This is a genomic window from Campylobacter concisus, from assembly GCF_002912895.1.
GTDB lineage: Bacteria > Campylobacterota > Campylobacteria > Campylobacterales > Campylobacteraceae > Campylobacter_A > Campylobacter_A concisus_G.
Map to the genome: position 1 here is coordinate 23,299 of NZ_POZX01000020.1, position 20,552 is coordinate 43,850.

Below are 20,552 nucleotides of genomic sequence, written 5' to 3' on the forward strand. Positions count from 1 at the left end.
TGCTTGCGATTAAAAGCAAAATTTTGCCTTTAGCAACCAAAAAGACTAAATTTAGCTATTTGCTAAATTTAACCAACTAAATTTTTATCAATCTCTACAATTCTCAAAAAAGCTTTTCTAGCACTTTTTTTAGCCTGCTCGCTTAGTCCCTCTTCAAAATTTAAGACATTTTCGAGCAAGACGCTAATGCCAAGAAAAAGCGTCTTTGGGCAAATTTTACGCAAATAGCTTAAAAGTACTGGCGTTGGTAGATTGTGAGTTGAGTAGATATAGTCTCTATCGTCACTTAGGTCAAAAAACTCTATCTTATCCTCATCAAAGCCGCTCATCGCATCGACTACTATCAAGATGTCAGGTGCAAATTCTCTAATAGCTGAGAATTCATTCTCAGGCACATCTTGCCCAAAAAAGACCTTCCACTCTTTTAGCTCGTGCTCCACGATGCGGCCGACTTCATTGCCCACATCATCATCGCCACGCATAGGATTACCGATGCAAAGGATGGCCTTTTTCATCAAAAGTCCTTCCTAAGCACGATATATCCCTCTTTTAAATTTGCCAAAATTTCTTTAAGCTTACACTCACAAAGCTGTGGCAAGAGTTTAGCGATATGCTCGGCAAAAATTTCAACTTCAAAATATTTGCTTAAATTTCCGATCTTAAATTTCACATATTCGCCTGAGTTTTTGATCATCTCGTCAAATTCCTCATCGCTTAGCTCTAAAATTTTCTCACTAAAGTCTATCGTGCCAACGCCATGTCCCACGCAAGTGGAGAAAATTTTTATCTCTTTTAGCTCGCGTGGAAGCTTATCGTTGTCGTCCATATGCCTTTTTGTAAGCTTATAAACTTGTATCATCTCTTGCTCCAAACCTCGCTATCAACATCTATCGCAAAGCTTTTATCAGCTTTTGCATATTTTAGATAGACATCATTATGCAAAAGCCCCATGCACTCAGCATATCTAGGATCTTCCTCTTTTTTGATAGCTGTAAGCACAGCCTCTCTTGAAATGCTTGGGTCATGGACATCTTTTGAACATTTGATAGCATTCATATATTTTTCAAAAAGGATTCTACCAAAGATATAGCTCATTAGTCTTCTACTTTCAGCTTGCAAGTCGCGCTCAAATAAAATATCACCTATGACCGACTTCTCAACTGAAGGTGGCAATGTATTATCTTCTTCATAGCTTTTTTTATGAAGCTTTTGATCTATGATACCAAGAGCCATACCAAGGCCGTAAATAATGCTTGCTGGGTGTGGAGGACAGCCTGGGATATAGACATCAACTGGAATTATCTTATCGATGCCGCCCCAAACGCTATAAGCGTCATGGAAAATTCCGCCACTGCTTCCGCACGCACCAAGAGCAACCACGATCTTAGGATCTGGAGTTGCCTCATAAGCACGAAGAAGCGGATAATACATCTGTCTTGTTACAGGACCAGTACAAAGCAAAATATCAGCGTGTCTTGGGTTTGCTACAAGCTTGAAACCAAAACGCTCAGGATCCCACATCGGTGTAATAGCTGCAAAAATTTCTATCTCACAGCCGTTACAGCTTCCGCAGTCGATCCTATAAACGCTAAAGCTTCTTTTGATATTTTTTAGATGCTCTAGCTTTGCAGTTAGATCATTTGCTGTTTTTATGTCCTCTGGGACTTGATATAGACTCATTTTATAGCCTCCTCAATGCCTTTTGTTAGCCTTTCAGCGGATTGATTTTTCTTGCACTCTGGGCAGATATAAAGGTAGCCTTTTGCCTCTTCAAGTCTGCCTGGGAGTAAATTTGCTGTGCCAAGCTTTTCAAGAGTAAAATTTATAAGCCTTTTTGGCGTAAATGGCTTGCCGCAGCATTTGCAAGTTTGCATCTCAAGCTCGCCTCTTTGTATAAGAGCGCTCTTGTCAAATTTAACCGCAAGCTCAAAGCTATCACTTAGGCGAACAGCTCCAGTTGGGCAAACCTCATCGCAGCGTCCACAAAATATGCAGCGCCCGCAGTCAAATTCCCAAACAAGCTTTGTTTGCTCCTCGTTCATCTTAAGCTCTATCGCGTTACTAGGACAAGCGATACCGCAAGCTGCACAACCTATGCAAAGATCGTATGTATAGTTTGGCTGACCACGGAAATTTTCAGGAACAATATATGGCTCAAATGGATAGGCGTATGTCGCCTTTCCATATTTTTCTGTGATGTCAAATAACTTCATCATCTTAAATCCTTCTTACTAACCCCGCCATCTTGACAGAATTTTTTAAGATCTTTCTCTGTTAAAATTTTGCTCTTTTTAGTCCTTACATCGACTAATGTAACACGCTCGGTGCATGAGTAGCAAGGGTCAAGTGAGCAAACGATAAGCGCAGCGTCACTTATGTTGTTTCCTCTAAATTGATACCTTAGGCTTGGCCAGTTGTTGTATGTTGCTGCTCTGCATCTCCAGCGATATACTTTTTGAGCGCTGCCTTGCATGATCCAGTGAACATTCTCGCCACGTGGTGCTTCATCATGACCAAGTGCAAAATTTTCAGGTTTGATCATAGTCACAGGATCGATCATGATCGGAGTTTGAGGCATTAGCTCAAAGCATTGGCGGATGATGTGGATAGAGCTTTTTAGCTCTTTATATCTAACCATCTCACGAGCAAAAACATCGCAACCATGCTCAAATGCTACTTCAAATTCTATCTGTTTAAAAAAGTCGTATGGGTGATCGTAGCGGTTATCACGTTTAAAGCCAGAGCCTCTCATATTTGGACCAACTGGGCTAAAGTCACGTGCTATTTGGCGGTCCAAGATACCCACGCCTTTCCAGCGTCCGATTTGGCGTTTATCCTCCATAACTGCGTCCCAAATTTCTGAAATTTGAACGTCAAGTTTATTTATGATCTCGATACCTTTTTTGATCTCTTGGTTTGTCATATCACGTCTTAAGCCGCCCATAACGACGTTGCCGTATGTTTTACGTCCGCCAGTTACTAGCTGAGCTAGCTCCATAGAGTACTCACGAACTCTAAAGATGTGCATGAAAGCGTTGTAGTTACCAGTGACCTCACAAGCTAGACCGATATTTAAAAGGTGGCTGTGAAGACGCTCTATCTCAAGACAGATGACGCGTATAGCTTGAGCTCTTAGTGGAATTTCAAGCTTGATAGCTTTTTCTGCTGCTTCAATACAAGCAATAGCGTGAGCATAACCACAAATTCCACAAACGCGCTCTGCAAGATAGCCCATTTGATCATAGTTCATTCTATTTTCAGCTAGCTTTTCCATACCGCGGTGTTGATAAAAGAGGCGGTAGTCAGCGTCGATGATCTCGTCGCCGTCACAGAAAAGTCTAAAGTGACCTGGCTCATCTGAAGTAATATGTAGTGGTCCAAGTGGCACATCAACTACTGCATCACCTGTTGGAAACAAAAACTCCGCATCAGGCTCATCTCTATGGTCAACTGGATCAGGGCGGTAGCGATAATCCATTGCGTCTTTTCTAAGTGGGTGAAGTCCATCTGGCCAGTCATCACTTAAAACTAGACGCCTTTTATCAGGCAAACCTTCGGCTACCAAACCAAACATATCATAAGCTTCTCTTTCGTACCAAACACAAGCTGGCACTAGCGGAGTAACAGATGGAAATGTCGGATCGCTTCCTGGGATAAGCGTTTTAACAGTGATAAAGCACTTATCCTCAGCTGCAAAGTCGTCCGCTTCAGTCATCTTGCTACCTTCCATTGAAAGAGCATAATAAAGCGCAAAGCTGCCATTTATCTGGCGCTCGTCATTTGGTATCATCGTGCTTATAAAGCCGCCAATATCATAATAAAGCGTTTTAACAGCTAGTGGAAGATCGTTTCTATCAACTAAGACTGTGATCTGATCGTCTGCTTGACGAGTTACTTCTAAAATTTTTACTTTAGTTTTTAGGATTTCAACAAATTTATCGCCTCTCATTTTAAAGCTCCCATCATTATATTAACACCGTTATCTACTAGCGTATAAAAGCTATCTACGTGCCATACGCCAAAGATTATGATAAGGGCACAAAGTGCTATAAGAGGTAAATTCTCTAACAAACTCATCTCTTTATTATGAACAACCACACCTTTTGGCTCGCCAAAGCTTGCCATGTTAAAGTGTGCAAAGTCAGCTATGAAAATAACTGCAAGTGCAATAGCAAATAGCGCAACTGCAATGTATTGACCACTTGTGATAGCTCCTACAAAGACGTTATATTCGCTAACAAATATAGCAAATGCTGGAACACCAACTAGTGAGCAAACAGCCGCGCCAAACATTATAGTTGTAATTGGCGCGATCTTAACCATGCCGCCCATCTTACTCATATCTTTGTGGCCATAAATTCTTGCAATATTGCCTGTTGAGCAAAATGCCAAAGCTTTTGTGAAGCTGTGAGCCAAGCAGTGGAATATCGCTGCAAATAGACCAAATTTACCGCCAACACCAAGTGCAAATGCGATAACACCCATGTGAACGATTGAGTGGTATGCAAACATTCTTTTTACGTTGTGTTGTCTGATTAGGAAAAATCCCGCTACAAAAAGAGTGATAGTTCCTGAAACGATCATTATGCCCTCAACAAAGCTAAATCCAACAGCTTGAGCTGTGATAGCGTAGTATCTTAAGAGCGCTAGCATCGCACATTTTAAAAGTACGCCTGAAAGCAAAGCTGAGATAGGTGCTGGACCTTCAGCGTGAACGTCTGGTAGCCAAGTGTGAGTTGGAGCAAGACCAGCTTTTGTACCAAAACCAATTAGAGCAAATACAAAGATAAGCTTTGCTGCATCTGGGTTTAAATTTTTAGCATTTGCCATTATGCTTGAAAATAGCATTGAAGCCTCGCCATCTCCTAGAGTACTAAATGTGGCTGAGTATAAAAGAACAGTCGCATAAAGTGCAAATGCTAGACCGATTGAGCAAAGAACGATGTATTTGTAACCACTCTCTGTTGATTTTTGATCTTTGTGGATAGCGACAAGAAACACTGAAGCAAGAGTTGTTGCCTCGATAGCTGCCCACATAAACGCAACGTTGTTACAAATAACACTTAAAGTCATTGTAAAGATAAATACATGGCTTAATGCGTAGTATTTTTTAAGATCACTTAAGTGAATGTGTCCGTCTTCAAGCTCCCATCTCATGTAGTGGATAGAGTAGAAATTTACTATAAATCCAGTTACTGCTATAAGTACCAAGAAAACACAGCCTAAGCTATCTAAAAACAAAAATTTATCAAAACTATAAAAAGTTCCGCTACTTAAGACTTTAAGAACATTGTTAAGTAAAGCCACCGATGTCGCAGCAGAAAACAAAACATGAAGTCCGCTTAATACCGCATAATTTTTAGGACTCAAAAACAAGACCAAAGCACCAAGGAGCGGTAAGATAAGTATTAAAGCTAAACTATCCATCTCTAACCCCTTAAATTTGAAGCTTTAGAAGTATCTAAGCTATCATAAGCTTTATAAAATCTAATCGCTAGAATGCTCATGATGATAACGGCAAATATCGCATCTGTTAAAATTCCAAGCTCAACTAACTCATGTGAGTTATAAGCCATTAGAGCAAGGCTTAGGTGGATACCGTTTTCAAACAAGCAGTAAGCTAGAATTTGTTTTATAAATGAGTTTCTTAGCATGAAGCCAAAAATTCCCATCATAAAGACCGTTCCAGCTGCGATTAGCATGATCTCTTCTTTGATAAGAGAGAATTTTAAAAATATAGGGTGGATACTCATTGAAAGAGCTAGAGAAAATCCCATAGCAATAACAGGACTTACAAAAAATCCACCAACTGGCTCATCTTCGCTAACTACGCCAAGTTTTTTGATAAGCCAGAATAAAATTCCTGGCACAAGTAAAACTTTGGTAAAAAATGCAACGATCGCCCAAGTTTTGAGCTGCTCGGCGTTAAATTTCTCAGATAGCAAGAAAAATATACTAACTAAAAGTAGTGTCTCAATCGCATAAGCGATGATTGAGAGTTTTAAGCTTCTAAGACCAAAAACCGCAAGCGAAGTTACGATCATGCAAATGGCTAAAATATCAAGTGTTTGCATCTCACACTCCTACTACATAAAGTGTTAGTGCAACAAACGAGATAGCAAGTGCACCAAGTGCATTTTTGCGTAAAGATGAAGTCATTTTAAAGCGTGGGCCAAAGTTGTCTATAAAGACAGCTGCTACGTAAAATACTCCAGTTTTTATCACAAAAACGATAATAGCTAAGAAAGGATTGCTAAAATTCCATGGCTCAAATACAGTTAGGAAAAGTCCGATCATAGCAAACTGTTTTAATATAAGTGATGCTTGAACTAAACCAAGGTCGCTACCTGCATACTCGCCAAGCAAGCCTTCTTGAAGCTCTTGTTCAGCTTCAGCTACGTCAAATGGTTTTCTACCGGTCTCAACATACATGCACCATAAAAATGCGATAGAAGCTACGGCAAAACTTGGGATTTGATATCCGATAACGCCAGTTTTTACCATCTCTTGGATCTCAATTAAATTTGATGTTTTAGCTGCAAGCATAACTACGATTAAGCACATGATCATAACTGGCTCAACATATACGCCTAGCATTTGCTCCCTGCCGCCGCCTGTTGCTGCAAATGGGTTGCCGCTATCCATTGAAGCTGCACCAAATACAAATCTAAGCAACGCGCCAAGATAAAGGATCACAAATATATCTGAATACGCTCCAAAAACAGTATCTTTGCTATATGTTATAGGTATAGCAGCTAATACTGCAGCTGAAGTTGCAAAAAGGAAAAATGGAGCCCATCTAAATACCCAGTGAGAGCACTCAGGCACGGTTCTTCCTCTTCTAAAGAGTTTTATAATATCGCGATATGTTTGAAAGAAATCGCTACCTTGTTTTGATTGAAGTTTAGCCCTTAATTTTCTTGCCATACCATCAAACAAAGGAGCTACCAAAACGATAACGACTACTTGAAATATCATTAAAAGTATAGTTTGCATTTTCGTCTCCTAAACTAAAAAGTAGCCTACAGCAAGTATGGCACATAGATAAACTAGGATATAAAGTGTATAGACGTTTGTATATCCGCTTTGAACGATGCCAAGTTTATCAGCAAATTTCATACACCATTTGATGACTGGCTCATAAAACATTCCCCACCAGATATCTTTTGGATGGTTGTGATATTCAACCGCGTCAAAATAATTTCTAGTAACGATCTTTTTATCAGCTCTAAATAGCCATTGCATGATCTTTCTAAGGTCGCCTGTAAATGGGCCACCTGTCATTTGCATACGTGAGCTATATTTAAAGCCACATGCCCAAGGATCAGTCTCGCGTGGTTTATCTCTGTTTGCTTTCATAACAGCAAGGATGATAAATGGCAAAATCATGGTTGAGCAAAGAACCAAAGCAATTAGTGGAGTTGAGATCATACTGCCTATTGGTGAAGTTACGTTTATAACACCAAGACTAGCTTTATAGTCACTTATAGCGATAGAATTTACAGCTTGCATGATGTAATCAACTATATAGTTTGCACCAAGACCAAAGCCCACACATCCTATCATTAGGATGATCATACCAAGAACCATGCCTATTGGGCTCTCTTTAGCATTTTCCCAAATTTTTTGATCTCTTGGAGTACCTGCAAAGATAACAGCGTAAAGTTTGAGGTGCATACCGACCAAAACGCCTGTTAGCGCAAGAGCTACGACACCAAGTGTAAATGCATATCTAACTAATGTTCCCTCGCCCATCGCACCTTGAAGCATACCTTGATATGTAAACCACTCTGAAACAAAGCCGTTTACTGGAGGTAAGGCTGCGATACCCATGATACCTATAAACATACCAAGGCTTGTCCATGGCATCTTTTTAGCAAGACCTCCGAGAATGTCCATATTTTGTGTGTGAGTAGCGTGGATAACTGAACCTGCGCAAAGGAAAAGCAGACCTTTAAATATAGCGTGGTTAACTACGTGGTAGCAACCTGCTAGAAAACCTACTGCTGCAAGTGTTAAATTTCCAGCTGCAACGCCATAAATTCCTGTGCCAAGACCTAGCAAGATGATACCTATATTCTCAACTGAGTGATAAGCAAGCAAAGCTTTAAAGTCGTGTTGGCAAAGAGCGTATAAAACACCAAATAGTGAGCTAGCTGCACCAAGAGCGAGTATTGTAAGGCCAAAATATGTGCTAAGTGGCAAGTAAAGTGTAAATTTAACTAGTGTAAATAGAGCAACTTTGATCATAACGCCCGACATAAGGGCCGAAACATTTGATGGTGCTGCTGGGTGAGCTTGTGGAAGCCAAACGTGAAATGGCCACATACCAGCTTTACTACCAAATCCAACCAAAAACAGTATAAATGTAGCAACAGAAGCGCCAAATGGCATCTTAACACCCATAAATGCGCTAAATTCAAAGCTTCCTGCGTAGTAAGCAGTGATAAGCAAGCCACAGGTTATACAAAATGCACCGATTTGTGCGATGCCAAGATATACCATAACTGCTTTAAGTGTATTTTTACCATCATTGACGATGATAAGAAATGATGAAATAAGAGTCATAAGCTCCCATAAAACAACAAAGCAAAATACATTATCAGCGCTAATTACTAGAAGCATTGAAAGTATAAATGTATTAAACAAACATGCAAACACGCCAACATTTGCTTTTTTGATGTACTCGTCTGCATAGCTCATACCGTAAACACTGCTTGCAAATCCTATAAAAACAACGACAAAGCTAAAGAAATTTCCAAGTGGATTTAGCGCAAATTTTGGCGAATACAAAAAGCCATCCGCAAGAGCGAAGCTATCGCTTACTCCCATATTTGCAACAAAGTGACACATCGCATAAAAGCAGCTTAAAGCGCCTAGTCCAAAACCAACCTTTACAGCGGCCTTTGGAGCGCAGTAGAGCAAGATGCTAACGACGGCACTTACAAGAAATAGCATATAAACCGTAGTCATCTTATGCTCCTTGTCCGTTTAAAATTTTAGTAGCAAATTTATTCGCTGCCTCATAATCTATCCTCTTGCCAAGTTTATGCTTACCCTCTTCAGGATCAATCATAACAAGAGCACTTGTCGGACAGACATCAACACAGGCTGGTCCGTTCTCACGACCAAAGCACATATCGCATTTAACAGCGATATTTTTTGCACCTGATTGTGACTCTATCTCAAGGTTGTACTTTGGCTCGACAGCGTAATTTACTGAAGGCATAAGCTCTGCACTTGAGCTTATCGCACCGTAAGGACAAGCGATCGTGCACATCTTACAGCCTATACAAATTTCCTCGTGAAGCTCGATGCAATTATCATTAAATCGCAATGCTCCAGTTGGACACACATTCGCACAAGGACCATCGTCGCATTGTCTGCACTGAGTTGGCATAACGCCAGTAGCTTCTCTTAGCACACTTAGCCTTGCACGTGACAGCTTACCGCGTTCATAAGCGCTCTTAAAACATGCAGCCATGCAGGTTGCACATCCTATACAGCGTTTATAATCGGCAATCACAAATTTATGTTTTTTCATAAATTCCTCCCATTAAACAAGGCTAAACTGCCCTGCTCACTTTTAAAGTGATGGTTAGTCACCAAAATAGAGATAGTTAAATTTTTATTTAACATCTCAAACACTCCTTCCTAATTTTTGTAATAATTCTATAACTTACAATGAATAAATTCTGTCATCTATCTGACAAATTTTGTATTTTTAGAATTAAATTTTTATTTTATATATCTTTAAGATTATCTATTTAATATCGATTTTTAGGTATGTTTATTTGCTAAAGGATAATATTTATTAATAAAATTTTCCTATAAAGAGTAAAAATATCTTAATTAAGTTTAAATTTACAAGTTAATTATTTAAGCTCGGGTTAATTAAATAAAGCTGAAATTTAAAAATCTAAAATATAATCCGACCTTTAAATTTAAAAGGCTTTTTATGGGAATTTTTATAGTTATACTTTTGCTTATTGTTGCAGTTTTTGTATTTATGAGATTTGCCCCAGTTTTTGGTGGCGTGCCAGATATTAAAAGCCAAAAGCTGATAAAGGCTTCGCCAAATTTTAACGGCAAAGTTTTTATAAATTTAGAGCCAACGATTGATATGGTAAAAAATAATCCGCAAGCATCTATGCTAAATTTCGTCCTCCAAGCACTTTTTCCACCAAAAGGTAAGCTACCAACTAAGCCTTTACCAAATTTAAAATTTGACGCAAATGCCTTGAAAAACGGCGAGTTTATCTGGCTAGGGCACGTTAGCCTCATATGCAACCTTGATGACAAAACCATCGTCACAGATCCAGTTTTGCACCGAGCATTTCCACTGCCAATTGGCGGTAAGCCCTTTGCCTACGAGCATGCTATCACCGCTAGTGATTACCCAGATGTGATCGATATCGCCCTCATCTCGCACGATCACTACGATCATCTTGATTACAAAACAATACTTGAGCTAAAGGATAGAATTTGCAAATTTCTAGTGCCGCTTGGCGTAAAAGCTCACCTTGTAAAATGGGGCGTTGATGAAGACAAAATTTATGAGTTTGACTGGTTTGGTGATCAAAAAATAGGAAATTTAAACTTCATGTTTTGTCCTTCAAGGCACTTTAGTGGGCGCACATTTAAAAGAAATACGACGCTTTGGGGTGGCTGGGCGGTTGAAGAGGCTGGCTTTAGCTTTTATTTTAGTGGAGATGGCGGATACGGCAAGCATTTTAAGATGATAAATGAGAAATTTGGTGCCTTTGATCTAGTTTTTATCGAAAATGGTGCTTACGGCGATGGCTGGCCTTACGTGCATATGAAGCCAGAGGAGTCAGCGCAAGCACTAAAAGATCTTGGTGCAAAGCTTGGCGTACCAATTCACTGGGGCAAATTTGATCTTTCTTATCACGCTTGGGATGAGCCAATCAAGCGTTTTGAAAAGGCAGCGACAAAGCTTGAGCTAAACTACGCAACGCCGATGATCGGGGAAGTTTTCACCGCACAAAATCCGCCTAGAAAAAAGTGGTGGGAGAAAATTTAGGAATAAAATTTGCTCTAAATTTTAAAATCCAAAAGGAAACGTAGATGAAAATTTCTGAAAATTTAGCAAATCTAAAAAATGTCATCGATAAAGCTGCAAAAAATGACCTTGATATGAGCGCAACTGGAAGCTTTTTACAAAATTTAGAAAAAGCAAATAAAGAGACTGAAAAAATTTATAAACAGCTAGAAAAAGAGTTAAAAAGCGATGCGCAAATGTTTAAACAATTTGACTTCATGCAGATGATAACAAAGCTTCAATACGGCAACCTAAAGCCAAATGAACGTGAAAAACTGCTCAATAAAATGAGCAAGATCGCCAAGGAAATTTAGTTTTAAATAGGCTTGATGCGGAGCTAAATTTTACTATTTTTGTGAAATTTGGTGGGTTTTAGTGAGTGATTTGCTTAAAATAAATTTATTTAAATAGCGACCGTTAAAACTCAGATATATTTCTATTTTCTGCCAAAATGCTTACACATTCATAGCTTACGTGGCAGCATAGGCACACTACTGCTTTTAGGCTTTTAGGCAAATTTTTAAATTTTCATAAACGAGTAATTTCTGCTTTGATTTTAGTGGCAAGCCTTGCGGGACCTAAAATCAATAGTGAATTCTTACGAGAGAATGAAAGTTTTAAAATTTGCAAAGCATATAGACTATATAACTCCTATTCTTTTATTAAGGGAGAAGGGAGCTTAAATTACGAAGTCACTCCCTTCTCCCTTAACAATCCCTCTTCCCTGACACGTTCAAAGGGCATGCATTAGCGCTAAAGCACTGCATGCAGTTTTGTTAATTTCAATCAAACTTTAATGAGTAATTTCGGTTCTAAAATTTGAGCTAAGCGGTAAGTGAAGCCAGATTTTAGTAGTCGGCTCTTACTAGTGAATGAAAGTTTTAAAATTTGCAAAGACAGCTTGATTAAATTTGTAAAAGAATAAATTTAAAAAATACCTATTTATATATGTAAATTTACCAGAGAGGATTTAAGAGCCAAAGAGGCTCTTAAATTTTAGTGGAGTTCGCTCCAAACTTTGCGTTTCCAAAGCCAAGCAAAAATTCCTAATATAAAGAAGTAGATCATGACATAAAGCCCTGTGCTCTCGCGCTCAGCCTTCTTCTTGTCGCCTACTTTTTGGATATAAGCTACCACGTCGTCTTCAGCGGCTTTATTTAAACCAACTCTTGGCATTGCGGTACCTGGTAGCATCTTTTGAGTATCGTTTATAAATTTATGTAAATACTCATCACCTTTTGAACGAATCATCATCGATAGGTCAGGTGGGTTTGAGCCCATATAAGCAGCAAGGCTTACTTTGTTGCTAAATGCATATTTTTTGTCATATTTTATATCATGACATCTTTGACATGCATCAGCAAAAACCTTTTCTTCAGTGATCTTATTGTTTGCCTTTTCATAATCAGTAGATATCTTTTTTAAATAAGCTACTATATCGGCAGTCTCAGCATTTATATCACCACCAGCACCCATAAATGCAGTCATCGGAAATGGATGCTCGTCGTTAAATTTATGAGTTAGCTTTAAAGCCATAGTTGGGTTTTTAATGAGTGCAGCTAAGAATTTATCGTCATAAATTTTACCAGCAGTACTAAGATCTGGTGGCACTACACCAAAGCTTTGACTAGCTGTCTCAGCATCCATACCAGCTGGCATACCTGCTGCTTCTATACCGTGACATCCTGTACATCCTGCTGCTACAAAAGTATCAGCACCCTTTGTAGCGTCACCTTTTGTAAGATCAATAGAGTTAATGTCATTCCAAAATGCCGTATAGTCATCAAGAATTTTTTGTGCTACTTCTACATCTTTTGTAGCCGCGTCTATACTTGCCTTATTTCCGCTAGCCTTAGCAGTCTCAAGAGCTGCCTTTTTTTGCTCTAAAAAGTGCTTTGCATAGTCAGTATCTTCTTTTGAAAAGTTATACTCAGCATTTGCAGTGTGTGGATGAAGCTTTGTGTGAGCATAAGGCTCGATACCCCAATATAAAACACCTGAAAGAATAACAACAATGGCAAAAATTTTAAGCTCTTTCATGATTAGCCCCTCTTTCTTTCAAGTATTGTTATAACTGGCAACGCAATTATAAATAAGAACAAGAATAGCAATGATGAATAAAATCCTATCCAGTCATTATAACCACCTGTTGGGAGCTTGCCATATATAGATAAAACGATAAGATCGACAACTAAGACCCAGAACCATATAAAAAATAGTGGTCTTTTGTGAGCTGGAGCTACAAGGTCGCTTCTATCAAGAAGAGGTATAAGCATAAATGCAACACCTGCAAACGCAAACGCGATAAGACCAATGTTATAAGCAGAAATTCCAGCTATATCAAAGAAGAAGCCACGTAAAATTTCATATTGCCACAAGAAATACCACTCTGGATAGATATGTGGTGGGGTTTTTAGTGGATTTGCTGGCTCAAAGTTGATAGGATCCATTGCAAAGTTGAAGTGATAGCAAACAAGATAGATGACAAATATCATAAAGAATGATACATACATAAAGTCTTTTGCCAAAAATCCTGGCCAAAATGGTATAACTTTAGATTTCGCTCTATCGCCGTGTAGATACTCTTGTGCCTCTACTTCAAAGTCTATATCTTCGCTTGTTAGGTTATTAACGTGTGGAACTCTTAAAGAGTAGAAGTGAATAACCAAAACAGCTATCGTTACAAGTGGCAATAGACAAACATGAAGCATAAAAAATCTAGTAAGTGTTGAGTCGCCAACTGCGTAATCGCCTCTAATCCACTCAACTAAAGCATCGCCAATAACTGGCACACCACCAAAAAGCTGAGTGATAACAGTTGCAGCCCAGTAGCTCATCTGTCCCCATGGAAGCATATAACCACTAAATGCCTCTGCTGAAAAACAGATAAATAGCACCATACCACTTATCCATATGACCTCTCTGCCTCTTTTATATGAACCATAGTAAAGTCCAGTAAGCAAGTGAATATACATAATAAGAAATATCGTAGAGGCTGAAACTGCGTGAATGTGACGCCAAAGCCAGCCATACTCGACCTCTTGCATGATAGTATAATTTACACTATCAAATGCCAAATTTACATCTGGTTTGTAATACATTAAAAGTAAAAAACCAGTAACAATTAAGAGCATAAAAAGCGTTGTTAAAATAACGCCCATTGCCCAAAGGAAATTTATATTTTTTGGAATCCAGTATTCGCTAACTAGAACCTTTATAAGTTTTGTAAAAGCTAGGCGTTGATCAAGCCAGTCAATAACGCCAGTTGATTTATGAGCTAAAGACATTGCTATCCTCCTAAGCTTTTGCTACTAATTTTTCGTATTCTGGGCTTGTTTCGCCTAGAACTAGCTTGGTTCCATCGATCTTAAATGGTGGTATATCAAGTGGTCTTGGAGGAGGTCCGTATGTTTGCATTCCGTCGGCGTTAAATTCGCCGCCATGACAGGCACATACAAACATTTGTTTACTTGCTTTATACTCAGGTATACAACCAAGATGCGTGCAAAGTCCGATAAGAACTACGTATCTAGCATCCCCTACGACAACATCTCTTTTGTCATTTTTAGCCATATCAGGACTTTTTTTAAGGATGAAAATAGGCTTTTTACGCCATTCAACCTGCCTCATTTCTCCATCTTTGATCGGACTTAGATCAACTGTTGTGAAACCAGCAGCTTTTACGCTTGGAAGTGGATCCCAAGTCTTTTTAACAGCCACTAGTGACATAGCGCCGCCGACAGCTGCCACAGCACCAAACGCAAGGCCGATAAAGCTACGTCTTTCTTGCTTTACTGACATTAAATTCCTTTCTATAAATAAATTCTTAACGATTATACTCTCAAAAAATTAAAAAAGTATAATTTCTAAATATAATCTGCAAAAATAATGTTAATTTTAGCTTAAACGTAAATCTTGATTTTAAGATAAAAATTTTAAGTTTTATGGCTTTTTGAAATAAATCAAAAATCAAAATCAGCCAAGCTTTTTCTCATTCATCTTTATATAAATATGTAAGATGTCAATCGCAGCTGGCGTGATACCTGAAATTTCACTCGCGGCAAAGAGCGTAGGCGGTGCAAATTTCTCAAGCTTTTCGACCACTTCATTACTAAGTCCACTAACACTTCTAAAGTCAAAATTTTCAGGAATTTTTACATCCATCATATCTTTCATTTTTTCTATCTGATTTTTTTGCTCATTTATATAGTGCTGATACTTGCACTCGGTTAAAATTTGATCCACACTAGCATCATCTAAATTTGCAAATTTCTGATCAAGCTTTCTTAGTTTCTCAGCCGTAAAGCTCTTGCGTGCAACAATCTTTTGAAGGCTCACATTTTGGCTTATTGGCTCTTCATCAAGGCTAGCTAAAAGCTCTAAATTTTGCTTACTTGGCGTAATTTGAGTATTGTTAAGGTAAGCAAGTCCATCTTTTAAATTTTGCCTGATAGCTTCAATTTCATTAAAAGTCTCATCATCAATAAGTCCAAGCTCATGTCCATATCCACCAAGCCTTAAAATGGCATTTTCCTCACGCAAAAGCAAGCGGTACTCCGCCCTACTCGTAAACATCCTATATGGTTCTTTTGTCCCTTTTGTGACAAGATCATCTATCAAAACGCCGATATACGCCTCATCGCGGCGCAAGACAAGTGGCTCTTTGTTATCAAGCGAAAGCGCTGCATTTATGCCAGCCATTAGCCCCTGAGCGCCCGCCTCTTCGTATCCTGTCGTGCCGTTTATCTGTCCAGCCAAGTATAGCCCTTTTACTTTTTTGGTCTCTAAGCTATGTTTTAGCTGTGTTGGCTCGACGTAGTCATATTCGATAGCGTATCCATGCCTTACGATTTTCGCATTTTCAAAGCCCTTTACAGAGTGTAACATCTGCACTTGCACTTCATAAGGCAAGCTAGTTGAAAAGCCGTTTATGTAGTACTCTGTCGCTTCAAGCGTCTGAGGTTCGATGAAAAGGTGGTGTCTGTCGCGGTCGCCAAAGCGGTTTATCTTATCCTCGATACTTGGGCAATATCTTGGTCCGATGCCCTCGATCTGACCTGTAAAAAGTGGTGCTTTGTCGAAATTTGAGCGGATTATCTCATGGGTGGTTTCGTTTGTATAGGCGATATAGCATGGCAGCTGCGTTGGGGAGAAATTTTTAGTTCTAAAGCTAAATGCAACTGGCTTTGCATCGCCATCTTGCTTTTCTAAAATTTCAAAATTTATCGTTTTTGCATCGATCCTTGGACACGTTCCGGTCTTTAGCCTGCCTAAATTTAGTCCAAGCTCTCTTAGACTGCCGCTTAGATCCTTTGCGCTTAGCTCGCCCACGCGGCCAGCTTCAAGTTTGTTAAATCCAACGTGGATTAGCCCATTTAAAAATGTGCCAGTGGTGATTATCACCTTTTTTGCGTTATAGATGTTATTTAGGTGTGTTTTAACACCCGTTACTTCGCCATTTTCGCTTAAAATTTCAGTGGCGATCTCTTGAGAAATTTCTAAATTTGGCGTGTTTAAAAGCAAATTTCTCATATAAACGCGGTATCTATCCATATCGATCTGAGCGCGGCTACCACGCACAGCTGGACCTTTGCTCTCATTTAGCACGCGAAACTGGATGCCAACAGCGTCAGTTGTAAGCCCCATTTGACCACCAAGCGCATCAATCTCTTTTACAAGATGCCCCTTCGCAAGGCCCCCAATGGCTGGATTACAGCTTGCAGCGCCTATTTGCTCGGCCAAGATCGTGATAAGTAAAGTTTGTTTGCCCATTCTAGCAGCCGCAAGACTTGCCTCAATGCCTGCATGTCCGCCACCAACGACGATTATTTCATAGTTCATGATAAATTTTTCCTATTTTTTAGATTGCGTGATTTTATCCAAAAGCATATAAAATTTAAATTTTTTAAAAATTTTTATTACCAAATTTAATGTAGAGTTTTTTATTAATAATATTTTAAATATTTTGCTGTTAGATTTACAAAATTTTTAAAATCACAAAGGTATTTCTATGATGAGTTTATTAAAAGTTGCTGGCTTTTTATCCTACCTTGCGATCGCATTTTTAAATGCAAGCGTTGATCTAGCGCACAAAATAACCATACAAAATGTTCTTTTAAAAACATACGATGGCGACATACTTTTTATATTAACAGCAGTTATAAATGCAATGATCTTGCTACCATTTATATTTTTATTTTCGCCCTCAAGCTTTATAAATGATAAATTTGCAAAAATAAAGGTCATAAGAATTTGTGCCATTTTTGGCGTTATTATCAGCGTCGCGGTGCTTTTTAGCTATCTTGCGGGCGCTTTTGGCGTAGCTTTTGCTTTAACACTCATACTAGCCGCTCAAAGTGCGATCTACTCACCAGCAAAATACGGCATCATCAAAGCCCTGGTCGGCCCTGAGCGCCTTGGCACAGCAAACGGCATCATCCAAGCGCTCACCATTGTTGCGATACTTTTTAGCTCATTTTTGTTTTCATTTATATTTGAAAATTTATACATCCAAGGCGAAAACTCAGAAGAGATCTTAAAAAGCGTCTATCCTATTGGCGTCTTTTTAGTCGTATTTAGCGCACTTGAAGCGTATTTTGCTTATAAGTTACATTGCATCGATGAAAAAGACGAAACAAACGAAAATTTTGATATTAAAAAATATATTCGCCTTAGCTATTTAAGAGAAAATTTAAAAGAAGTAAGATCAGATAAAAATATTTGGCTCAGTATCGCTGGGCTTAGTATGTTTTGGGGAATTTCTCAGATCATCATCGCAGCTTTCCCAGCTCATTACAAAGCCATTTTTAACGACGACAGCTCGCTAGCGGTGCAAGCAATTCTAGCAGCAAGCGCCATAGGCATCGCATTTGGCTCATACGTGGCTGGCTCTATGTCAAAGCTTCACATCGAGCTTGGTATCGTGCCAATGGGTGCTATGGGTATATTTTTCTCGCTTTTATTTTTCGCATTTGGCTCAAATATGGGCGTAGTGAGCCTTAGTTCATTTGCATTTGGCTTTTTTGGTGGAATTTTTATAGTACCACTAAATGCGATGATCCAGTACTTTGCCCCGCAAAAGACCACCGGCAAGATAATGGCGGCAAACAACTTCTTACAAAACGTCTCAATGCTGCTATTTTTAGCTATTGGCATAGGTTTAGTATATTTTAAAATTTCAACCACTGGGCTCTTTGTCTTTACAGCGCTTGTTTGCTTGATCGGTAGTTTTTACGCCATTTTGCAGCTTCCACATCTTTTTACAAGGCTACTTTTGTTGCCATTTTTAAAGACAAAGTACCGCTTTTTTGTAGAAGGACTTCAAAATTTACCGCAAAGTGGCGGCGCACTACTTCTTGGCAATCACATCAGCTGGATCGACTGGCTCGTGCTTCAAGCTGCAAGCCCAAGGGGCATAAGATTTGTCATGTACAGAACTATCTATAACAAATGGTATCTAAAGCAAATTTTTAAATTTTTTAAAGTGATCCCAATAGGCGCAGGCGCTAGCAAAGAGTCAATCGAGCTAGTTAGAGAGTGCCTAAAAAATGGCGAAGTGGTCGCACTTTTCCCAGAGGGCCACATCAGCTACAACGGCCAGATAAATGAATTTCAAAAAGGTTTTGAGCTTATCATCAGAGATCTAGAAGAAATTTGCATCGTGCCATTTTATCTTCGTGGCCTTTGGGGATCTAGCTTTTCAAGAGCTAGTAAATTTTACAAAGACCTCACTTCTAAAAACGGCAGACGCGATATCATCGTCGCCTTTGGCAAGCCAATAACCACATTTATAAACGCTGCAAAGATGAAGCAAAAGGTGCTTGAGCTTAGCTTTTCATCGTGGGAGAGCTTTATTTCAAGGCAAAAACCACTAACAAGCGAGTGGCTAAATAACGCAAAAGAAGATAAATTTAAAGAGTGCGTGAGCGACAGCACTGGGCTAAATTTAAGCAACTTGAAATTTATAACAGCTGTTTTAGTCTTTATCAAAATTTTCAAACGAGAGCTAAAAGATGAGAAAAATATAGGTATCTTACTACCTAGCTCAAGCATCGCAGCTATCGTCAATATGGCGCTTCTTGCCATGGGCAAAGTAAGCGTAAATTTAAACTACACACTAAATGAGACCTCGCTAAATCACGCCCTAAGAAAGGCAAATATAAACACGGTGATCACCTCAAGTAAATTTCTTGAAAAGCTCGCACTTAAGGGCTTTGATCTAAAAGATGCGATGAGTGGCAAGGCTAAATTTGCAGAAGATTTCTCAGCCAGCGTCTCAAAAAAAGAGAAATTTTTAGCACTTTTAACCGCGTTTTTTGCCCCAGCTTGGCTTATTAAGCTTTGCTATTTTAAGCGTGTAAACTTAGAAGATACAGCTACTATTTTATTTAGTAGTGGCAGCGAGGGCGAGCCAAAAGGCATCGAGCTAAGCCACAAAAATTTACTTGCAAATATTAAGCAAATAAGCGAACTTCTAAATTTCAAAAAAGATGACGTGATCTTAAATTCACTCCCAGTATTTCACTCATTTGGACTAACAGTCACCACGCTCATGCCACTTTGCGAGGGCATAAAAATGGTAAGCGTGCCTGATCCAACAGATGGAGCGACTATCGGCAAAATGGCCGCAAGACACAGTGCTAGCATCATCTTTGGCACCTCGACCTTCTTTAGGCTCTACACCAGGAACAAAAAGCTTCATCCGCTGATGTTTCAAAGTGCCAGAATGGTCGTAGCTGGGGCTGAAAAGCTAAAACCTGAGATAAAAGATGAGTTTAGGCTCAAATTTGGCATAGAAATTTATGAAGGATATGGCGCAACCGAGACGGCGCCGGTAGCTGCTGTAAATATGCCAAATATCCTAGAAAAAGAGAGTCTAAAAGAGCTTACATTTAATAGACCTGGTAGCGTTGGTATGCCTCTGCCTGGCACTATCATAAAAATAATCGACCCTGAGACTCTTAAAGAGCTTGAAACTGGCGAGGATGGACTCATCGTTATCGGCGGATCGCAGGTGATGAAGGGCTATCTAAACGACGAAGCTAAAACAAATGATGTCATCACTTATATCAATGGCGTAAGATACTATAAAACTGGCGACAAAGGCCATATCGATGAAAACGGCTTTGTGTTTATCGTCGATAGATACTCAAGATTTGCCAAAATAGGCGGCGAGATGATAAGCCTTGGAAGCGTCGAAGAAGAGCTTACAAAGGTACTTGGAAACGACGTTGTTTTTAGCAGCGCAAACGTGCCAGATAGCAAAAAGGGTGAAGCGATCACACTTTTAGTAAAAAGTGGCACAGAGCCTGAAAATATCGAGCAAATTTTAAAAGAGAGCAACTTAGCTCCTATAATGATGCCAAGCTATATCTTCATCGTTGATGATATCCCAACACTTGCAAGCGGCAAGGTTGATTTTAAGGGCGTAAAAGCTCTAGCGGTCTCACTTTTAGCGGAGTGAGGCACCGCCCTCTTTCTTTGTGACAAA

General features: G+C 39.2%; 17 protein-coding genes. 3 read left to right on the forward strand and 14 right to left on the reverse strand.

All coding sequences use genetic code 11. The features are described 5' to 3' along the window. Positions 1–68: 68 nt before the first annotated feature. The 10 genes from CYP51_RS01700 to CYP51_RS01745 are packed head-to-tail and all read right to left on the reverse strand — an operon-like array spanning position 69 to position 9,544. Positions 69–515: a hydrogenase 3 maturation endopeptidase HyCI gene (locus tag CYP51_RS01700; protein WP_072594541.1), complete on the reverse strand. Its 447-nt coding sequence runs from the start codon at positions 513–515 to the stop codon at positions 69–71. After that, the gene (locus CYP51_RS01705; protein ID WP_021091884.1) at positions 515–859 is read right to left on the reverse strand and encodes a formate hydrogenlyase maturation HycH family protein; all 345 of its coding nucleotides are present in this window, start codon (positions 857–859) and stop codon (positions 515–517) included. Before CYP51_RS01705 ends, CYP51_RS01700 begins: the two co-directional genes overlap by 1 nt. Continuing rightward, positions 856–1,680 (reverse strand): NADH-quinone oxidoreductase subunit B family protein, encoded by an 825-nt coding sequence (locus CYP51_RS01710; RefSeq protein WP_021091627.1) that lies wholly within the window; start codon positions 1,678–1,680, stop codon positions 856–858. Before CYP51_RS01710 ends, CYP51_RS01705 begins: the two co-directional genes overlap by 4 nt. Beyond that, complete coding sequence (locus tag CYP51_RS01715) at positions 1,677–2,216, reverse strand: formate hydrogenlyase complex iron-sulfur subunit (RefSeq protein WP_103624126.1); 540 nt, start codon at positions 2,214–2,216, stop codon at positions 1,677–1,679. The genes CYP51_RS01710 and CYP51_RS01715 overlap by 4 nt, the downstream gene beginning before the upstream one ends. Continuing rightward, on the reverse strand, positions 2,213–3,949 hold the full coding sequence (locus tag CYP51_RS01720; protein ID WP_103624127.1) for a hydrogenase large subunit: 1,737 nt from the start codon (positions 3,947–3,949) through the stop codon (positions 2,213–2,215). The genes CYP51_RS01715 and CYP51_RS01720 overlap by 4 nt, the downstream gene beginning before the upstream one ends. Next, entirely contained in the window at positions 3,946–5,427 is a 1,482-nt protein-coding gene (locus CYP51_RS01725; RefSeq protein WP_021091695.1) for a hydrogenase 4 subunit F, read from the reverse strand. Before CYP51_RS01725 ends, CYP51_RS01720 begins: the two co-directional genes overlap by 4 nt. Positions 5,428–5,429: 2 nt before the next feature. Next, the gene (hyfE, locus tag CYP51_RS01730) at positions 5,430–6,074 is read right to left on the reverse strand and encodes a hydrogenase 4 membrane subunit (protein ID WP_021091711.1); all 645 of its coding nucleotides are present in this window, start codon (positions 6,072–6,074) and stop codon (positions 5,430–5,432) included. A gap of 1 nt (position 6,075) precedes the next feature. Then, the gene (locus tag CYP51_RS01735) at positions 6,076–6,996 is read right to left on the reverse strand and encodes a respiratory chain complex I subunit 1 family protein (protein ID WP_103624128.1); all 921 of its coding nucleotides are present in this window, start codon (positions 6,994–6,996) and stop codon (positions 6,076–6,078) included. Positions 6,997–7,005: 9 nt separating this feature from the next. Further along, on the reverse strand, positions 7,006–8,973 hold the full coding sequence (locus CYP51_RS01740) for a proton-conducting transporter transmembrane domain-containing protein (RefSeq protein WP_103624129.1): 1,968 nt from the start codon (positions 8,971–8,973) through the stop codon (positions 7,006–7,008). A 1-nt stretch (position 8,974) separates the two neighbouring features. Beyond that, the gene (locus CYP51_RS01745; RefSeq protein ID WP_021091760.1) at positions 8,975–9,544 is read right to left on the reverse strand and encodes a 4Fe-4S dicluster domain-containing protein; all 570 of its coding nucleotides are present in this window, start codon (positions 9,542–9,544) and stop codon (positions 8,975–8,977) included. A gap of 414 nt (positions 9,545–9,958) precedes the next feature. Here CYP51_RS01745 and CYP51_RS01750 point away from each other — a divergent pair, with 414 nt between their 5' ends. Further along, positions 9,959–11,044: an MBL fold metallo-hydrolase gene (locus CYP51_RS01750; RefSeq protein ID WP_103624130.1), complete on the forward strand. Its 1,086-nt coding sequence runs from the start codon at positions 9,959–9,961 to the stop codon at positions 11,042–11,044. Between the two features lie 44 nt (positions 11,045–11,088). Further along, positions 11,089–11,376, forward strand: a complete 288-nt coding sequence (locus CYP51_RS01755; protein WP_021091759.1) for a hypothetical protein — start codon at positions 11,089–11,091, stop codon at positions 11,374–11,376. A gap of 682 nt (positions 11,377–12,058) precedes the next feature. Here the strand turns inward: CYP51_RS01755 and CYP51_RS01760 are convergent. The 4 genes from CYP51_RS01760 to mnmG form a co-directional block, all read right to left on the reverse strand. Beyond that, positions 12,059–13,102, reverse strand: coding sequence for a c-type cytochrome (locus tag CYP51_RS01760; RefSeq protein WP_103624131.1), 1,044 nt, complete (start codon positions 13,100–13,102; stop codon positions 12,059–12,061). Positions 13,103–13,104: 2 nt separating this feature from the next. Then, positions 13,105–14,349 (reverse strand): cytochrome b, encoded by a 1,245-nt coding sequence (locus tag CYP51_RS01765; RefSeq protein ID WP_021091658.1) that lies wholly within the window; start codon positions 14,347–14,349, stop codon positions 13,105–13,107. A 10-nt stretch (positions 14,350–14,359) separates the two neighbouring features. After that, complete coding sequence (gene petA, locus CYP51_RS01770) at positions 14,360–14,863, reverse strand: ubiquinol-cytochrome c reductase iron-sulfur subunit (RefSeq protein ID WP_021091707.1); 504 nt, start codon at positions 14,861–14,863, stop codon at positions 14,360–14,362. 174 nt (positions 14,864–15,037) lie between these two features. Continuing rightward, positions 15,038–16,903 carry a tRNA uridine-5-carboxymethylaminomethyl(34) synthesis enzyme MnmG gene (mnmG, locus tag CYP51_RS01775; RefSeq protein ID WP_103624132.1) on the reverse strand — a complete coding sequence of 622 codons (1,866 nt, stop codon included), beginning with the start codon at positions 16,901–16,903 and terminating at the stop codon, positions 15,038–15,040. A gap of 169 nt (positions 16,904–17,072) precedes the next feature. Here mnmG and CYP51_RS01780 point away from each other — a divergent pair, with 169 nt between their 5' ends. Further along, complete coding sequence (locus tag CYP51_RS01780; protein WP_103624133.1) at positions 17,073–20,525, forward strand: acyl-[ACP]--phospholipid O-acyltransferase; 3,453 nt, start codon at positions 17,073–17,075, stop codon at positions 20,523–20,525. The last annotated feature ends 27 nt before the right edge of the window (positions 20,526–20,552 follow it).